Here is a 16058-nt window from a genome sequence, read left to right as displayed (position 1 = left end):
CGGGCCGCGGGCATGAGCCTGCCAGTAACCTGCCTCCTTGGTTGTCCCTTCTTCGCGTAGCCCTACATAGAAGGAGGTCGCGGCTATGCGAAAGAGTGAGGTCTCATCGACCCTGACTGTCTATCACGATGGTCAGTTTTGGGTGGGCGTGGTCGAGCATGTCGAAGACGGCATGCTTCGTATTGCGCGCGTGGTATATGGTGCGGAACCTTCGAATGAAGAAGTCTATACGTGGGTGCTTGAGCGTTGGTCGAGCCTGCACCTGAGTGCGGAGGCGGAGCCTGTTGGGCCACGTGTCGGGCGGACCCCTGGCAACCCCAAGCGTCGTGCGCGCGAGGCAGCCAAGGTGATGCGCCAGCACGGGTCATCGACAGCTTCGCAACTTGCGCTCGCCCGCGAGCGGGAACGCATCAAGGACGAATCGCGAAGCGAGCGAGCGGCGCGGCGCCAGGATGAAGCGCGTTCGCGCTGGGAACACCGGCGTGAAAGGAAGCGCCGCAAGCATCGCGGCAAGTAAGCAGTTCCTGCCTCTGTCCGCGGGACGTGGCTGGCCTGCCTGGATGAGCGGAAGGTGGCGCCCCAGCCGGACTCTCGAGTGAGCTCGCATAATCTGCTCTATTAATGCGAGGATTGAAAAATCACATTGCCCCATGCTTGTTTTCGGAAGGATGGTGACCCTATGGGCTGGATAGAAGGGTTGAATGCCTCTGTGGACTACATAGAGGAACATCTTGACGGCGATGTCGATATTGCGCGTGCGGCGTCTTTTGCGTCTTGCACCGAAGGGCAGTTCCGGAGGATCTTTTCCTATCTTGCGGGGATGGGGCTGGCGGAGTACGTGCGCAAACGTCGTTTGTCGTGCGCCGCGCTCGATCTGTCTAGGGGCGAGCGTGTGCTCGATGTGGCAGTGCGGTATGGCTACTCTTCGCCAACGGCGTTCAATCGAGCATTTCAAGAGGTCTTAGGCATGTCTCCCAGTGAGGCGAGGTGCCCCGGCGCCCATCTTCTCGTCTTCCCGCGGTGCACGTTCGCCCTTACCGTTACGGGTGCGGAGCCCTTGCCGTGGAGGGTTGTGCCCCAGCAGGGGATGCGCCTCGTGGGAATATCCGCATCCTGTGGAGCTGCTCAAGGTAATCCGCTGGTTCAAATGTCCTCTTCAGGCAGAGAGAGCTTGGGCAGTCTTTGGGAGAGAGCTTCGCAAGATCGGGTTATCGAACGGCTTCTCGCGCTGGCGGATGGGTCGGGGCCTCAAGGAATCCTCGGGGTCAACGTGTCAAAGGACGATGGCCAAAGCTACCAGATAGCCGTCGTGTCGTCACGTGAGGCGCCGGTATGGGCGGATGAGATGCATGTTCCATCCGGTCTTTGGGCCGTGTTCGATTGTACGGGCCCCTGCGACACGGCGACGGCGGAGTGCTATCGCAGGATCTACTCCGAGTGGTTGCCCTCGTCAGGATACAAGCTATTGGGAGACGTGAGCATCGAGGTGTATCCGCAAGGCGATTTCTCGTCCACGTCATATCGTAGCGAGATATGGATGCCCATCTCGAAGCGGATCGGTGCATAGCCATCCTTCCTTCTGTTCGCTGCGGGTTTGCCGCATGGTTCGTCCATGAGGACGAGGAGAAGGAGGAATACAACAATGAAAGAACCCTGTGTCGGTGAGGTCCATCAATCTGTTGGCGGGTTGATGATGGCGGGACTCATGCTCGCTTTGTTCACAGCTGCGCTTGATTCCACCGTGGTGGCAACGGCACTTCCAACGATTTCGGCTGCCTTAGGTGGGGTGGCGCATTATGCCTGGCCTATGACTGCATATCTTGCTTCAAGCACTGTGTCCACGCTCCTGTGCGGCGGCCTTGCGTTTCATTTCGGTTTGAAGCGAACGTATACGTTCGGCCTGACTCTCTTTGCCATAGCGTCTGCGCTGTGTGCCGTGGCACCTACCATCGAGGTGCTAGCTGCGCTTCGCTTGCTTCAGGGAATTGGCGGCGGCTTGCTAGAAGCCGGCGTCTTCATAGCCGCTGCCATGATGCTTCCGCCGCGCGATAGGGGTCCCTATCTTGGAGTGGCGTCTGCCATGTACGGTGTGGCGAGCGTAATAGGACCCGTGATTGGAGGGGCCGTTGCCCAAGGGCTGTCCTGGCATGTCATATTCGTTGTGAACATTCCGATTGCGATTGTTGCGTTTGCGCTATCGTCAAGCAGTCTGCCAGGTAGGGGCGATGGGCCCCGCTCGGCGCAATTCGATGCGGCAGGAAGCGTGCTAGCATCGTTGAGCGTATTGAGCCTTGTTGCTGTGTTCAGTTTGGCGGGTGACGCGTTCCCCTTGGCGTCGCCCCAGGCAGCTGCTCTTATAGTGGTATTTGTTATCCTCACGTTTGTCCTGTACAGGATTGAGGCTGCTGCGAGTGCTCCCGTGATTCCCATGGGACTGTTCGGCCGCCCTAGGGTTGTCGCAGGATTCATCTCGGGCTTTTGTGTGCAGTTTGCGCTCATGGCGGGCGTGACGTATCTGCCGAGGCTTTTGCAAGAATCGATGGGTATCGCCGCCGCTTCATCGGGTGCGGCGCTCATTCCCATGACGCTCGCCCTCATGCTCGGAAGTAATGTGTCGGGTGCCCTGTTCAGGAAGAATGGCAGGCTTCGTGCGCTTGCGGTGACATTTTCGTTCGTGATCTTAACTGCGGCTGCAGCGTTCATTGTTAGGGCGCAAAGCCTGACCGCACCTCTGGTTACATTGCTCGCGGCGGCGCTTGGATTGGGCGTCGGCGTGGGAATGCCGGTTTCCAATCTATCGGCGCAGACGGGGGCAGATGCCCGCGACGCTGGCAAGGCAACATCCACGGCGATGTTCTTTAGGGGATTTGGCGGAACCGTATCCACTGCTGTATGCGGAATGCTTGCCCCCGCTGCATCCCCTGCCGGCACCACTTGGGTGTTTTGCTCCGTGCTTGCGTCTGCAGCGGTGGGCCTTGCGGTGTCGATTCCTATTGCAAGGAGAATCTCGTCCTAAAAGATTTCAGGGTGATGCTTGCGTTAGCACTTGCCTTACTTAACCGTTGCATTCCACCTGCGCAGATTGGGCAAGATCGCCCCTAAAAGCGACGCACATTCGTCCACTGACCAGTCCATGTTCTGGGCCATGCGTGGCGCGCAGTCCTCGATCATCTCTTCCATGGTGGTCTCGTAGGTATACGCGCCCTGGTCGTAGCACCAACGGCAGAAGTCTTCGACCTCGGTGCTGTCTGCTTCGCGCCCATGTTGGTCGGGCCCGGTGAACATCATGCCGCAGCTTTGGCAGTAGTGCTCCGGCATGTCGAGCAGTCGCATCACGGGCACCTCGAGCTCGCGAGCGATGAGCTTGATCATGTCGATGCCGGGCTCGGTCGCTCCGGTCTCCCAACGGCTGACCGCCTGGCGCGTGATGTAGAGGCGCGCGGCAAGTTCTTCTTGGGTGAGGCCGCGTTCGCGTCGGGCTTGGGCCAGGGCGTCTTTAAGCAGGATCATGGCGGGTCTCCTTTGATCGGGGTGTGGGCGGCGGGATTTGATCCCGCCGCTTGCCTGCGATTATCCCGCGATGCACCTTGATGGTCGAGCAACGCTTTGTTGCGGGCGTGGTCGGTTCTACGCTGATTCGCATCGCATCCGGTTTTCCGTGTCGAAGCCCACCTTAAAGCTCTTTAAATGCGTGATTTCATTAATCGGATTCATGATCTTTAGCTTTTTCGTACTAATTTTGGAAACCGTGAAGTATAAGGTCGTAATTGCCTGTTCAATCCAGCACCTTTTTCGCCGCATTACCCTCCTCTACTTTGCGGAACGGAAAATCAATACGAAAAACCTCTTTTTCGTGTGGTCATTGTTCAATGTGCGGCCCATTGCGGGACGGTGCCCACGGTAAATCGATCGCGAAAGCGATGAGAGACTTTATTTACGGGACGCAAATGCACCCGCGATCGAGCCAGCCAGTATGATTGGTGCCATTCGAGCTTTTCGGAGAGCGCTTGCAGGCCCTCGGGCTCGGATGCGGGTACGGTCTCGCCCAGTAGCGTGCTCACCGGGGTGTCGAGCACCTCTCCGATGGCGACGAGCATCTCAGCATCGGGCACCGAGAGTCCGCGCTCCCATTTGGAAACCGTCTGCCTCACCACGTTCAGTTTAAGAGCGAGCTCCTCTTGCGAGAGGCCCTTCGATTTCCTGAGGGCATGGATGTTCTCGTTCAGCATGGCGGATCCTTTCTCTCGCCTGGCTCCTACGTTACCGCAATGCTGCACGCAGATGGCTCGTTGCCGCAAGCAACGGGTTGTAACGTTGGTGAGGACTGTTTGAGTTCACATGGGATACAAGCTGCTGAAACCCGATATGAAGATGGTCGATTGCCCTTGTGCTCAGTTCTCGAAACCAGGGCTAGGTTCTTCGTTATCTAAATTGATTGACCCGCCTTGACGGTATCGCTGAAAAACGGCACCAGGCTCGCGAGGCCCAGTGCCGCCTAGAAACCCGCGAGAGGCGTGCAGGGGCGCCGAAAAAGCGGGTATACTAGTAGCGACTTGGGAGGCGTACGCCCTCCTGGAGTAGAAGCAGTGGGGTGAAACCCGCACGAACAGCCGCTCCGGCACAGGGCGGCTGTTCCCTTATATGGCGAGTTTCACCCCTATATCGCTAGCGAGCGATAAGGAAGAGCAGCACGATTGACAGAACGAGCACTGATGCCGCAATAAGCAGCATGGTGATTTTCGCCATGGGAACCCTCCTAACCCCCTGCAAGGACTCGGAGGGCACCGCCCATGTCGCTTACTCTATTATAACCCAATATACGAACGTATGTTCTATAGTATTATCAAAAGGATATAATTTTCTCAGTGACGAACGGCATGGTTTTCGCACCGCGCTTCCACTGCGAGGATTATCCGTAATAAAGGGTGCAAATTCCCGCTTATCGTCCGTGCAGGCAATCTACCTGCGGATTGCAACCGCAGGGTGCCTGTAAGTTGCGTAAAATGAAGCCTCAAGTTGGTGGTTCTCGACGCGTGGCTACCGTGGTGTGTAAGTCGCCGGCAGGAATACGCCAAATGCTTGGGACGCCGCGCCCGCTCCAAAGCGGGCAGCAAGACGCGTCCCGGGCCAACGAGAGGACCCACCATGAGTTTTCGCGACAACCTCCAGCATCTGCGCGCCATGCGCAACATGACGCAAGAGCAGCTTGCCATGCTTCTTGGCGTGTCACGCCAGTCCGTCACCAAGTGGGAGGCGGAGAAGTCCTATCCAGAGATGGACAAGCTCATCAAGATCTGCCAGATCTTTGAGTGCTCGCTCGATGACCTCGTCCAAGGCGATCTCACTGACAGCGCCCCGGTGCCGGATGCCAAGGCGGTGCCAGCCGGTCCCGCGACCGATGTTTGCGGCTACGACGAGCACATGCGTCGCTTCGCGAGGCGCGTTCCCGCGGGTGTCGCCGCCTTTGTGCTGGGCGTGGTGGGGCTTGTGCTGTTTGAGGAAGGGACGGCCCTGCGCGGCCTGTTCAATAGCGGCATGGCGGCTAGCTGGGGAGAGTTTTTGGGCCTCGGTGCCCTGTTCGCCGGCGTGCTCGTGGGCGTCGGCATTTTGGTTTCCGCCGGCATGGAGCACTCCGCCTTTGTGAAGGCGCATCCCTTTATCGAGGATTTCTATACGGACGAGGACCGGCTCCGGGCGCGCCAGGTGCTGGTGCGCGGTCTGGTCGCCGGTCTTATGTTCATCATGATGGGCATTCTTTTGGGTAACTTCATCGAGCATGAGTCTGGTGCGGAAGCTCCCGCGGGCGCCGCGCTGCTCGCGCTGGTAGCGCTTGGCGTGTGGCTGATTGTCTACGCGGGCATGATGTACGGCCGCATGGATATCGACGAGTACAACCGAGACGCGGTAGAGGAGCTTGAGGTCGAGGACATCGCCCGCATCGACGTGCCCGAGGCGGTGCGGGCCGAGCTGCGCTCCGCTAAGCGCACGCATAAGAAGGTCGAGGTTGCGTGCGGTGTCATCATGCTCGTCTCAACTCTTGTCGCCCTCATTTGGCTGTTCATGGGTCCTTCGATCGCCGGGACCACCTGGGGCGCCATTGGCAGCGGTCACGCGGCGGCGGACTCACCCGCCAGCTACTTCTGGCTCCCCTGGGTGGTCGGCGGCATTCTGTGTGGAATCGTGTCGATTGTGTTCAAGGCCTTCGACGGCGAGCGATAAGGATCGAGAAGCGTTCCGCTTTCTAACCTCAGTTTTAGGGCGCTCGGCTTGGGACAGTCTCCAAACCGAGCGCCCTGATATGCCGCCCCGAAGATTGCCTATGGCGCCCGGGGATTGTTTATGAGAATCTCCCGGTCGAGCTTGGCAACTGACAGATATCCATAGGCAATCGAAGAACGCCTTGCCGGACAACCGACAACTTAGTGCAGGAACCCCCAGGCGATGTATCCGAGCACGCCGCCGATGAGCGCCGCGGCTAAGAACGTCAGCAAGTCGTACGCCAGCCGGTGCTTCGCCGCCCAACCTCGGCGGGGGAGCGCGTGCGGATCACGCTCGATGTCCGCCTCGCCGTTCACAAATGCAAGAATCTCTTTGTACGTCACCAAATCATTTTTGCGCTTAATGTTATCAATGGTCACTGCAACCACGAGGCCGATGACCGCCGGTAGCGCTGAGATGGTGTATGCCGCATCGGATCCCCATGTGCTCTCCATCCAGTCAAGCGCGGGCGACAGCATTAACGTGAACGACAATGCCAACAGCGCGAGCATCAGCACGGCCAGCCGCAGCATCCGCGTTCCCATGCGCTTGCGGTCCCTCTCGACAGCCTCTTCCATAACGGTCACGTCTCCTTTCACGAGCGTGTCTATGGAGGTGTCGAACAGGATGCTCAGCATGAGCAGGCTCTGGACGTCCGGATACGTCTTGTCCCGCTCCCAGTTGGAGATCGTCTGACGCGATACGTAGAGCTTCTCGGCGAGCTGCTCTTGCGAAAGGCCCATCGCCTCGCGTCGCGTCTTGATCTGGTTACTGATGTCCATCGTCACCTCCCGGTCGTGAAGGAGCGTCCCGCGGATATACCGCATGCGCTATCGAATCTGTTGTACATCTTACGCGGCGAGGTCCGCTAGGCGCTGCAAAATCTGTTTTGCGCTATCGCTACCTGCGGAAATTAACGCTGCTTGAGGTGAAGCGAGGACTGACCGCACGAGGGAAGGGGCACCTTTGGATCGAGCGATCCATGTTGTGCGCGTATGCACTCGGTGGAATCTGACTTAGTAATTCCACTGAGAGACTTCGTGTACGTGACCTGAATATTCTTCATGGTGTATGATTATATAATATAAGATATATACCTGCAGTATAGTGAGGAGGGGAGGCACGGTGCGTTCATATGACATCGTCCAAAAGGAGCAAGACCTCACGGCGCTTGAGTGGGGCGAGCGCGTCAATTCGTCGGGAACGGCGGGGACGTACCTCAAGGCACGTACGGGGCAGGGCGCGCGTGCCATCTACTACAAGCTGCCTCGGTACAACGGAATCGAGTTTGATGGACACGAGTGCATAAACGAACTCGTCGCGGCACGTCTGATGCGGCTCTTGGAAATCGATCACTTGGAATATCGCCTCATCCACGCGCGCGTTGTGGTTGATGGTCGAGAGCGGGAGGTCTGGCTCAACAGCTCCAAGAATTTCCGCAAGTCAAGAGAGCGCAAGCTGTCCCTCTCCGCATATGTGAGCCTCTACGGCGAGCAGGGCGCATCGCCTTATGAAGTGTGTCGCGCACACGGTTGGGAAGGGCAAATCAAGCAGATGATGCTCGTCGACTACCTTATTGCCAACCGCGACCGGCACGGCTCGAACATCGAGGTCATTTTGTCTCCCGACGGGTCGGCCAGGCTTGCGCCCATTTTCGACAACGGCCTGTCATTCGTCGCCCCCTTCGCGGGGCAGCGGGATGCTATCGAGGCGTTCGATCCACTCCGTCGCGTTGCCACGACGAACTACATCGGTTCGCGTTTCTTGGAGGACAATCTGCGCGATATCGCCCCGGTAGAGCTTACGCATGAGCTTAAGTTGGAAGATCGTGCCGCGCTGTTCGCCGGGTTGGAACATGCCGCCCCGGATTACCTACTCGAAAAAATGTGGGAGATCGTTCGAGAGAGATGGTCTTACTATGCGGCGCTTTGAGTTGATTGACGGTGAGGGGCGGGAGTTGCGCCCCAGTGCGATTATTTCGTATGACGAAGCGACCGGCGCGTATGGCGCTCGTGTTGAGGATTGGGCGGAGCCGGGGGACGTGCCGGCGATCTTCGCGGCGTTTGTCGCCCGAGGGGAACGGGACATACCGAGCAAATGGGTTCAGGCTTGGGTCGATGAGCGGATTGCCCCTCCCGGCCGTCAGAATATCGGTGAGGTGCTCAGGTCTCACGGGTTGATGGAATATGATTCCGCCGCCCTGCTCGCAAGCAGTGCAGGGAGAAGCTCGCAGGACGGGTTTTACATGCGTGAGATTGGGGCATCCGCCAAAAGTGCTCGGTGCCTTGGGCGTTTAGTCGAAAAGGAGCGCCTTGCGGCAGGGAAGACGCAGGTCGATCTTGCCGGGCAAAGCGGAATGACCCAGACGGCGGTGAGCGTACTTGAGCGCGGCGGTGCCAACCCCACGCTCAAGACGCTTGAGAGAATTGCCGATGCGCTGGGAAAGAATCTGATTATCAAGTTCGAATGAACGCGCAGGCTTACCCGGGCGCCTGTTCTCAAATCGAGGCCCCGGTCATGCAAAAGCGGCGAGGACGTCTAGCTTCCTCGCCGCTCGTGATATGCGTGAAGATCGCCTTTAGCTCAACATCTTGGCAAGCATGCCGATGCCGACGCCCACCATGCCGCCGGCGATCGCGCCGAGGATGATCTGCACGCCGTTACGCGCGCCCTTAACCCAGGGGCTCATCTCGCGCTCGCGGTGTCCCTCGAGCGTGTCGCGCTCGACCTGCTCGCCGCGGCTGAACGCCAGCACCTCGCGGTACGTGACGAGGTCGTGCTGCTTCTTCATGCGCTCCATATACACGAACGCCATGAGCATCACGACGAGCGCCACGGCGGCGAACGCCGCGGTGGGCGCGATGTGAGCGCCCCAACCCCATTCGAACTGGAACGCCGCCCACGCGCTCAGCCCCAGGAACACGACCGCGCTCACGACCGTGACCGTGGAGAGGGCGTTGTACTTCTTGACCGCTGCGTTCATCACCTGTGCCATGGTTTCCACATCTCCTTTGATGAGGGAGTCCACGGTCACCCCGAACACGTTGGAAAGCAAGAGTAGGCTCTGGACGTCAGGATACGTGCGGCCGCACTCCCAGTTGCTGATGGTCTGGCGCGACACGTAGATGCGCTCCGCCAGGTCGTCTTGGGACAGTCCGAGCTCCGTGCGATGCTCCTTGATGTGAGAGCCCAGCTCCATGCGTTTGCTCCTTGCGGGTCGGGGTGACCCTTGTCGAGGGTCACCATGGCATTGACGGGCAAATCGTACCATCAAAGGTCTTTATAGCGAGTCCCCGAGGGGTTAAGTCGCGCTGCCAAAAGGCTTTATACACGGCGCTGAGCTGGTGGAACCTTTGCCCATCCATCGCGGGCACGCACCTTGCAAGCGCGCTTGAAATGGGTTCCTGGCACGACATCCCAGGGGCGCGGTGGCTCTATGGACAGCAGACCTCGATTTGGGGACGGCCCCCCTCAATCGGGGTGGGCTAGGGGCGGGGCGGGGTCATTTTTCCGGATGTGCACGCTTCGGGTCCGACTGGTCGAGTAGGTGGACATTTCGCCCGACGAAATCCTGCGGTTTTGCCGGGCGGAGGCGGCCGCCACTCCGCGCTATGAGAACGAAGTGTACACATCCGAAAGTTTTGCACCGGATCTGCGCCTACGCGCGCAGTGCGGGCGTTGACGTCACGGTGTGGTGGAAGATGAGTGCTCCCAGACAAAGCGAGGCGATGCCGAGCGCGACGTTCGCCACGTGGCCGATGACCAGCCCAAGCGAGAGCGATGCGGCGAACACGAGGGCGCCCGCCAAGAACGTGTAGACGAGCCCGCCTAGGATGCACGTGTTCATCGGTGCTCCGCGCTTGACCACATCCTGCGGGTTCATCCAACTCAAATTGGGGCGCCGCACATCGACCGACATGCCCAGGCATACCCAGAGCGCGAAAGCACCCAGCCCCACCAGCAGGCATTCGAGGGCCATCAGGGGAGTTGCTTCGCCGCTCGCGAACAAGATTGCCACGGCGACTGCGAGTGAGGCGCCAAAGGGAATCGCGCTGCTCGCGAGCTTTGCCCCCAGCATGGTGCGCGTGCTCACGGGGGCCGTCGCCATGAGCCATGCCGCGCGTCCCTCGATCGAGATGGACACGACGGAGCTCGTGCACATGATGCCGCAAAACGAGAACGCCCACGGCAGGATCAGGCGGATGTTGCCGATCATCTCGGCGGCCTGCTCGGCATTCACCTCGATCCCGTTGATCGACCCCGAGGCGACGAAGTCCTGCAGCCCGGTCACACCCAGGAACACGGCGATGCCGATGGTAAAGACATAGCCGAACAGGCAGTTGAACGCATAGGTGGGGATGCCGATGAGCGTGCGCAGCTCCTTGTGGACGATCGTCCAAAACGGCGTGCGCGTGCGTGCCGCGCCGCCCATGGGCGCCTGCTCGCCTGTGGCCGTCCGCCCGGAGCGCGTCTTGAGTTTGCGCGCGGCGAGTGAGGCGTTGAGCGCGAGGTAACGCTGCTGCATGACCTCGAGGCATGTGCCGGCGACGCCCAGCGAGAACGCGGTGAATTCGATGAGCCCGGCAAGCGAGCCCTCGGTAATCGCCGAGCCCGCCCAAGCCGCGGGCGGGTAGAGCGCGCAGACGGTTCCTTCGAGCATGGTGCCCGTCTGGCCGAGCCCCTGTAGGACCTCGGCGCTATTTTGGCTGTTCACGCTTGCGGAAAACGAGGCCGATCCCCCGAAAAACGCCAGCAGCGCGATGAAGCCGAGGGCGACGAACGCGAGGTTGGCGTGGCGAAAGCGCGCGGCGACCCATGTCACGGCGTATGCCGCGAGGGTGGCGAGGGCGGTGGGAGCCAGCGGTGCTAGCACCATCGACGCGACGGCAGCGAAAACGGAGAGCGCCCTTGGCGGCACTGAGATGAAGTACACGGCATAGAGGGGAAGCATGGCGCAGAACGCCAAGGTAATTGAGCTTCCCATTAGCGCCGCCATGCGCGACGCAACCAGCGCGCGGCGCGAGACGGGGAGGGACATGACGAGGTCGTAGTCTTTGAATCCAAAGAGCGTCCCGTTTGCCTTGAGGAACGTGAACACCACGCCCGCAAGCGAGCCCAGGGCGACGGCGAGGGCGGGAAGCACCCGCGCGAGCCCCAGAACTGCAAGGCCAAACGCCATGATGGCCAGGTACCCCATCATGATGATCGCGAGCAGGGCGAACCCGCATGCGATGAGGGCGATGCGCCCGCGTCGCTGGCTTCGCGAAAGCCCGCTGCGCACCGGTGCGAGTGAGTTGACGAGCCCGAGCACCTGGACGCGCGTGAGCAGGAGAAAAGCGCGCATGGGTCGTTACGCCTCCCGTTCCACTAGATCGAGGAACACGTCTTCGAGCGTGTCGTCACCGCGCACCTGTTCGGTGGCGCCCTGTGCGAGCACCTCGCCCGCACGGATGATCGTCAGCTTGTTGCAGAGCTTCTCAACCACCTCGAGCACGTGCGAGGAGAAGAACACCGCGGCGCCCGCGTCCGCGCGCTCGCGCAAGATCAGCTTGAGTTCGTGTGAGGCGACGGGGTCGAGGCCCACAAAGGGCTCATCGAGCACGAGCAGGCGCGGGTCGTGGACGAGCGCCCCGATGATGACGAGCTTTTGCCTCATGCCGTGCGAGTAGGAGGAGATGGGGTCGCCGAGCGCGTCGACGATATCGAGCCGACGTGCCAGCCCCTCGATGCGCTCCATGCGATTCTGCGCAGGCACCTCGTAGATGTCCGCCAGGTAGGTGAGATACTGCATGCCGGTCATGAACTCGTAGATGTCGGGGTTGTCGGGCACATAGGCGAGCACGCGCTTGGCTGCGATGGGCTCACGCGCGATGTCGTGCCCGCAGACCTCGATGGCACCTCCGTCGAAGGCCTGCGCGCCCACAATCGAGCGGATGAGCGTGGTTTTGCCGGCTCCGTTATGGCCGATGAACCCGTAGATGTCGCCCGCCTCCACGGTGAGCGAGAGGTCGCGCACGGCGATCTTGTCGCCATAGCGCTTTTGGAAACCGCGGACCGACAGGATGTCCATTATGTCTCCTTTGCTAGAGGAACAATTAGAAGAATATCTAACAATCGAGGATTATGGTACAAGCCAGCGGAATGTCAAGAAGAGCAGAAGGGGCGTCCGTCCTTTTCCGGCCTTTCTGCGCTGCATTTCGCGCCATGTTCGCGTGATGTGCTGCAAAGACTCTTTGCGGGCGCGGTGCGGAGGTTTCGTGGATGCTGCGCAGAGGCTATTCCGTGCCCGCGGGCCAGCGATGACGCGCGAGGTCGACGCGCCCGTCCGGCAAAAAGGACACGCCCTCGCCCGCGAGCATTTCATGTTGCGCCTCGGGCCCGCCAAAGGCAAAGCCCTCGCACAGGCGCCCATCCGCGAACACGATGCGATGGCAGGGGATGATGCCCGGCCGGGGGTTGACGTGCAGGGCAAAACCCACGTATCGCGCCTTGCGCGGCTCGCCCACGAGCTTCGCGATCTGACCATAGGTCGCCACCATGCCGGCGGGGACCTGCGCCACCATCTCGTACACGCGGTCGAAGAAGCCGTCTTGTCCGGATTCGGTCATGTGCCCTCCTTCGGTATCCTTCTCGGTGCGCCTTCCCATCACGGGGTGCGCGCGTGCTCATTGGCCCTTTGCACGTCTTCCTTTTTCGGCAGCCTTCCCGCGCGTTTGAGGGCGTCGCGCAAGATCCACTCCACCTGGCCGTTGGCGCTGCGCATCTCGTCGTCCGCCCAGCGCTGAATCGCCTCCCATACGGCGGGGTCTATGCGGAGGGGGTATTGCTTGCGTGCCATGTTCCTATCGTCTCTATCCCAACGCCTTTCCCAGGCACCGCATCTTGGGGTTCAATCATCGGGCGCCGCACGCCAGGCGCGCGCCCTCCTCTTTCGCCCCAATCTGCAGCACCTGGAAAAGGCGTACACGCGAGTAGATGTTAGTACAGAGAACCTGCGTTCAGAACCGGGTGCGCCTCGGATTCACCGCAGAGAACCACCATGAGGTTGCTGGCCATTTGCGCGCGGCGCTCGTCATCCAGCTCGATGGTGCCGCCGGCGGCCATCTCCTTAACGGCCATGTCGACCATGGAGACGGCGCCCTCGACGATCTTCTTGCGCGCGGCGATGACGGCCTCGGCCTGCTGGCGGCGCAGCATCGCCTGGGCGATCTCGGGGGAGTAAGCGAGGTGCGTGAGGCGGGCGTCGTCGACCTCGACGCCGGCGGGCGCGAGGCGCATCGCGAGCTCGCGACGAAGGGCCTCGGAGACCTCCTCGACGTTGGCGCGAAGGGTGATGGCGCCGGAGGCGTCGGACTCGTCCTCCAGGTGGTCGTAGGCGTACACGCTCGCCACGTGGCGCAGCGCCGTCTCGGCCTGCATGGCCACGTAGCTCTGGTAGTCGTCCACGTCGAACAGGGCCTTGGCAGTGTCGGCCACGTGCCACACCACGACGGTCGCGATCTCGATGGGGTTGCCCATCTTGTCGTTGACCTTCAGGCGCTCGCCGTTCAGGGTGCGCACGCGGGTGGAGATGGTGGTGGACAGGCCCTTGGCGGCGTTGCCCGCCGCCTTGACGCTCTCGCTCAGGGAAAGACTTGCCTTTGCGGCGGCTGCGGCCATGGCGTCCTCGGAGGCGCCGCTCACGCCCATGCTCTTGCTAAAGAACGGGTTCGCCCAGAAAAAGCCCTCGTCGCGCACGGTGCCCACGTACTTGCCAAAGAGAATGCACACGCGAGCTTGGCCGGGCTGCAGCGAGAAGAAGCCGTTCAGCGGCAAGAACCAAAAACAAAAGGCGACGATGCTGAACCCTAGGCCCCAGCCGTAGGCGGCCGGAGCGTCGACGCCGTCGGGTGTGCCGGCTAGCCCCGCGACGCTCCAGATGAAGAGGCCGACGATGGCGATGAGCGCCACGATGACGACGGCGAGCATACCGTAGCCCGACGTGGCCTTGAGTTGCTTTTCCACGCTCATGTGAGTTCCTTTCACGACTGCGCCGGCGTTTGCGTGACGGCCCCGGCGCCGCTCCTCAGATTGCGATGGGGAGAGGGCGAATCCCCGAGCAGTCCGTGCGGCTGCTGATTGCATTGTGATATCACATTGAGACCAAGTCAAGAAGAATCGAAACGCAGCTGCGTTCTTTTCGCCGGTCGCGATCGGAAGCGCTTCAGCTGTTGGATGCCGTCTCACATGGCATAAGTGGTGCGGGGCGCCCGGCATCTACGCTCCGTAGATGCTTCCCCGTTGCAAATCGACTCACAAGCCCCTACAATAACCCCCACTCACGACTGAAGGTTTACCTGGATAGTAGGAAAGGGGAGCCGCATCATGCTTGCTTCCATGAGGATTTGGCTCTAGCCACGGTCGCGTGAGCGACCGGTATCTCACTCGTGTATCACCGATCGCATCAAAGGATTATTCCATGACACAACCGAATCCCCGCGCTTCTTGGAAGCGCTCGCTCGCCATCGTCTGGATCGGCGAGTTCTTCTCCGTGCTCACGAGCTCCATCTTGCAGATGGGCCTCATCTGGCACGTCACCCTCACCACCGGCTCCGCGAGCGCCCTGTCGTTCGTGAGTCTGGCGGCCTTCCTGCCCATGGCGCTTCTCGGTGCCTTCGCGGGCACCATCGTGGACCGCACGTCCATCAAGCGCCTCATGATTGGCGCCGACCTCTTCATCGCGGCCGTGAGCCTCACGCTTGTCTTCGGCTCGCTTGGGGGCGGCCTCTCCGTCGCCGCCGTGGCGGGGGTGTTGTTCGTCCGCGCGCTGGGCAGCACGCTCCATACGCCCGCATTCAACGCACTCACGCCGCTCATCGCCCCGGCCGAGGCGCTCAGCAAGCTGGCGGGCATGCTGCAGTTCATGCAGTCGGGCAGCTACATCATCGGCAACGCCATCGCCGCGGTGGTCTACCCGGCGTTCGGCCTGACCTTCATGATCGCGCTCGACGTCGCCGGTGCGGTGCTCGCGAGCATCGCGGTTGCGGTCTCCGGCATTAAGACCCCGGCGCCCGAGCGCCACACGCCCGAGGAGAACGCCGAGGCTTCGCGCCACGCGGTGCGGGCCTTCCTGTCGGAGACGGCAGACGGCTACCGTGAGCTCAAATGCCATCGCGGCCTGTTCGCCATGCTCTGGATCGGCTTCGCCTTCTCGGTGTTGTTCTCGCCCATATCCGCGCTGTTCCCGCTCATGGTGTTTGACCACTTCGGGGGCACCACCACGCAGTCGGCCATCGCCGAGATCGCGTTCTCGGTCGGCATGATCGCGGCGAGCGGCTGGATCGGAGCGACGGGTGGCCTCAAGAACCGTGCGCTCTCATGTACGCTCGCCATCGCCCTTTTCGGCGCGGTCACGCTTGCGAGCGGCCTCGTGCCCCCTTCGGCGCTCGCCGTGTTTCTGGGACTCACGTTCGTGATGGGCGTCTCGAGTCCGTTGTACACCGCGCCGCAGATGGCGCTCATGCAGGAGCGCGTCGAACCCGAGTGCATGGGTCGCGTCTTCGGTCTCTACGGGGCGGTCTGCAGCTGGGCCATGCCCGTGGGCCTTATCGCATCGACCTTGTTCGCCGACGCCATCGGCGTGAGCGTGTGCTTCGTGCTCATCGGCGCGGCGATGGTGATTCTCGCGGGCATCACCTGGGCGATCCCGAGCATCAGGAAGATCGGGTAGCGGCCGCTGCCGTTCACCGAAGAGCAACATTCGGTGTCGGGTGCTTGTTGCTGCTCTGGTAAAGTGCTCTCTATTATCTGACCTTATTCAA

The 16058-nt window shown here is 61.1% G+C and carries 16 protein-coding genes; 7 read left to right on the top strand and 9 right to left on the bottom strand.

Annotated elements, in window-relative coordinates:
• Positions 1-85 precede the first annotated feature (85 nt).
• The 3 genes from Q5Q88_RS02320 (at position 86) to Q5Q88_RS02310 (ending at position 3016) form a co-directional block, all read left to right on the top strand.
• Positions 86-517, top strand: a complete 432-nt coding sequence (locus Q5Q88_RS02320) for a YjdF family protein (protein WP_118654190.1) — start codon at positions 86-88, stop codon at positions 515-517.
• A gap of 162 nt (positions 518-679) precedes the next feature.
• Complete coding sequence (locus Q5Q88_RS02315; RefSeq protein ID WP_302741587.1) at positions 680-1567, top strand: helix-turn-helix domain-containing protein; 888 nt, start codon at positions 680-682, stop codon at positions 1565-1567.
• A 138-nt stretch (positions 1568-1705) separates the two neighbouring features.
• A complete protein-coding gene (locus Q5Q88_RS02310; protein ID WP_302741585.1) occupies positions 1706-3016 on the top strand; it encodes an MFS transporter in 1311 nt (436 codons plus the stop codon).
• Positions 3017-3051: 35 nt separating this feature from the next.
• On the opposite strand, the gene Q5Q88_RS02305 is transcribed toward Q5Q88_RS02310, so the two are convergent.
• A complete protein-coding gene (locus Q5Q88_RS02305; RefSeq protein ID WP_302741583.1) occupies positions 3052-3510 on the bottom strand; it encodes a zinc ribbon domain-containing protein in 459 nt (152 codons plus the stop codon).
• 356 nt (positions 3511-3866) lie between these two features.
• The gene (locus tag Q5Q88_RS02300) at positions 3867-4229 is read right to left on the bottom strand and encodes a helix-turn-helix domain-containing protein (RefSeq protein WP_302741581.1); all 363 of its coding nucleotides are present in this window, start codon (positions 4227-4229) and stop codon (positions 3867-3869) included.
• Positions 4230-5145: 916 nt separating this feature from the next.
• Here Q5Q88_RS02300 and Q5Q88_RS02295 point away from each other — a divergent pair.
• Positions 5146-6219 (top strand): helix-turn-helix transcriptional regulator, encoded by a 1074-nt coding sequence (locus Q5Q88_RS02295; RefSeq protein ID WP_302741579.1) that lies wholly within the window; start codon positions 5146-5148, stop codon positions 6217-6219.
• Between the two features lie 200 nt (positions 6220-6419).
• Here the strand turns inward: Q5Q88_RS02295 and Q5Q88_RS02290 are convergent, their stop codons facing one another.
• Entirely contained in the window at positions 6420-7040 is a 621-nt protein-coding gene (locus tag Q5Q88_RS02290; protein ID WP_302741577.1) for a helix-turn-helix transcriptional regulator, read from the bottom strand.
• Positions 7041-7383: 343 nt separating this feature from the next.
• Between Q5Q88_RS02290 and Q5Q88_RS02285 the strand changes: the two genes are divergently transcribed.
• Both Q5Q88_RS02285 and Q5Q88_RS02280 read left to right on the top strand, forming a co-directional pair.
• The gene (locus Q5Q88_RS02285) at positions 7384-8190 is read left to right on the top strand and encodes a hypothetical protein (protein WP_302741575.1); all 807 of its coding nucleotides are present in this window, start codon (positions 7384-7386) and stop codon (positions 8188-8190) included.
• On the top strand, positions 8177-8728 hold the full coding sequence (locus Q5Q88_RS02280) for a helix-turn-helix domain-containing protein (protein ID WP_302741573.1): 552 nt from the start codon (positions 8177-8179) through the stop codon (positions 8726-8728). Before Q5Q88_RS02285 ends, Q5Q88_RS02280 begins: the two co-directional genes overlap by 14 nt.
• 108 nt (positions 8729-8836) lie before the next feature.
• Here Q5Q88_RS02280 and Q5Q88_RS02275 read toward each other — a convergent pair whose 3' ends face one another.
• The 6 genes from Q5Q88_RS02275 to Q5Q88_RS02250 form a co-directional block, all read right to left on the bottom strand.
• Complete coding sequence (locus tag Q5Q88_RS02275) at positions 8837-9457, bottom strand: helix-turn-helix domain-containing protein (RefSeq protein ID WP_302741571.1); 621 nt, start codon at positions 9455-9457, stop codon at positions 8837-8839.
• Positions 9458-9916: 459 nt separating this feature from the next.
• Complete coding sequence (locus Q5Q88_RS02270; RefSeq protein ID WP_302741569.1) at positions 9917-11602, bottom strand: hypothetical protein; 1686 nt, start codon at positions 11600-11602, stop codon at positions 9917-9919.
• 6 nt (positions 11603-11608) lie between these two features.
• Positions 11609-12328: an ABC transporter ATP-binding protein gene (locus Q5Q88_RS02265; RefSeq protein ID WP_302741567.1), complete on the bottom strand. Its 720-nt coding sequence runs from the start codon at positions 12326-12328 to the stop codon at positions 11609-11611.
• Between the two features lie 205 nt (positions 12329-12533).
• On the bottom strand, positions 12534-12866 hold the full coding sequence (locus Q5Q88_RS02260; RefSeq protein ID WP_302741565.1) for an MGMT family protein: 333 nt from the start codon (positions 12864-12866) through the stop codon (positions 12534-12536).
• A 38-nt stretch (positions 12867-12904) separates the two neighbouring features.
• Entirely contained in the window at positions 12905-13096 is a 192-nt protein-coding gene (locus tag Q5Q88_RS02255) for an Arc family DNA binding domain-containing protein (protein ID WP_302741563.1), read from the bottom strand.
• A 140-nt stretch (positions 13097-13236) separates the two neighbouring features.
• On the bottom strand, positions 13237-14268 hold the full coding sequence (locus tag Q5Q88_RS02250; RefSeq protein ID WP_302741561.1) for an SPFH domain-containing protein: 1032 nt from the start codon (positions 14266-14268) through the stop codon (positions 13237-13239).
• Between the two features lie 448 nt (positions 14269-14716).
• Between Q5Q88_RS02250 and Q5Q88_RS02245 the strand changes: the two genes are divergently transcribed.
• A complete protein-coding gene (locus tag Q5Q88_RS02245; protein WP_302741560.1) occupies positions 14717-15967 on the top strand; it encodes an MFS transporter in 1251 nt (416 codons plus the stop codon).
• The last annotated feature ends 91 nt before the right edge of the window (positions 15968-16058 follow it).

Source organism: uncultured Collinsella sp. (assembly GCF_959026545.1).
Taxonomy (GTDB): domain Bacteria; phylum Actinomycetota; class Coriobacteriia; order Coriobacteriales; family Coriobacteriaceae; genus Collinsella.
This window is presented reverse-complemented; position numbering and strand designations above follow the sequence as displayed.

Excerpts from the sequence above, each read along its gene's own strand:
- Q5Q88_RS02320 (WP_118654190.1), top strand. The coding sequence starts at position 86 with ATGCGAAAGAGTGAGGTCTCATCGACCCTGACTGTCTATCACGATGGT.
- Q5Q88_RS02315 (WP_302741587.1), top strand. The coding sequence starts at position 680 with ATGGGCTGGATAGAAGGGTTGAATGCCTCTGTGGACTACATAGAGGAA.
- Q5Q88_RS02310 (WP_302741585.1), top strand. The coding sequence starts at position 1,706 with ATGCTCGCTTTGTTCACAGCTGCGCTTGATTCCACCGTGGTGGCAACG.
- Q5Q88_RS02305 (WP_302741583.1), bottom strand. The coding sequence starts at position 3,510 with ATGATCCTGCTTAAAGACGCCCTGGCCCAAGCCCGACGCGAACGCGGC.
- Q5Q88_RS02300 (WP_302741581.1), bottom strand. The coding sequence starts at position 4,229 with ATGCTGAACGAGAACATCCATGCCCTCAGGAAATCGAAGGGCCTCTCG.
- Q5Q88_RS02295 (WP_302741579.1), top strand. The coding sequence starts at position 5,146 with ATGAGTTTTCGCGACAACCTCCAGCATCTGCGCGCCATGCGCAACATG.
- Q5Q88_RS02290 (WP_302741577.1), bottom strand. The coding sequence starts at position 7,040 with ATGGACATCAGTAACCAGATCAAGACGCGACGCGAGGCGATGGGCCTT.
- Q5Q88_RS02280 (WP_302741573.1), top strand. The coding sequence starts at position 8,177 with ATGCGGCGCTTTGAGTTGATTGACGGTGAGGGGCGGGAGTTGCGCCCC.
- Q5Q88_RS02275 (WP_302741571.1), bottom strand. The coding sequence starts at position 9,457 with ATGGAGCTGGGCTCTCACATCAAGGAGCATCGCACGGAGCTCGGACTG.
- Q5Q88_RS02270 (WP_302741569.1), bottom strand. The coding sequence starts at position 11,602 with ATGCGCGCTTTTCTCCTGCTCACGCGCGTCCAGGTGCTCGGGCTCGTC.
- Q5Q88_RS02265 (WP_302741567.1), bottom strand. The coding sequence starts at position 12,328 with ATGGACATCCTGTCGGTCCGCGGTTTCCAAAAGCGCTATGGCGACAAG.
- Q5Q88_RS02260 (WP_302741565.1), bottom strand. The coding sequence starts at position 12,866 with ATGACCGAATCCGGACAAGACGGCTTCTTCGACCGCGTGTACGAGATG.
- Q5Q88_RS02255 (WP_302741563.1), bottom strand. The coding sequence starts at position 13,096 with ATGGCACGCAAGCAATACCCCCTCCGCATAGACCCCGCCGTATGGGAG.
- Q5Q88_RS02250 (WP_302741561.1), bottom strand. The coding sequence starts at position 14,268 with ATGAGCGTGGAAAAGCAACTCAAGGCCACGTCGGGCTACGGTATGCTC.
- Q5Q88_RS02245 (WP_302741560.1), top strand. The coding sequence starts at position 14,717 with ATGACACAACCGAATCCCCGCGCTTCTTGGAAGCGCTCGCTCGCCATC.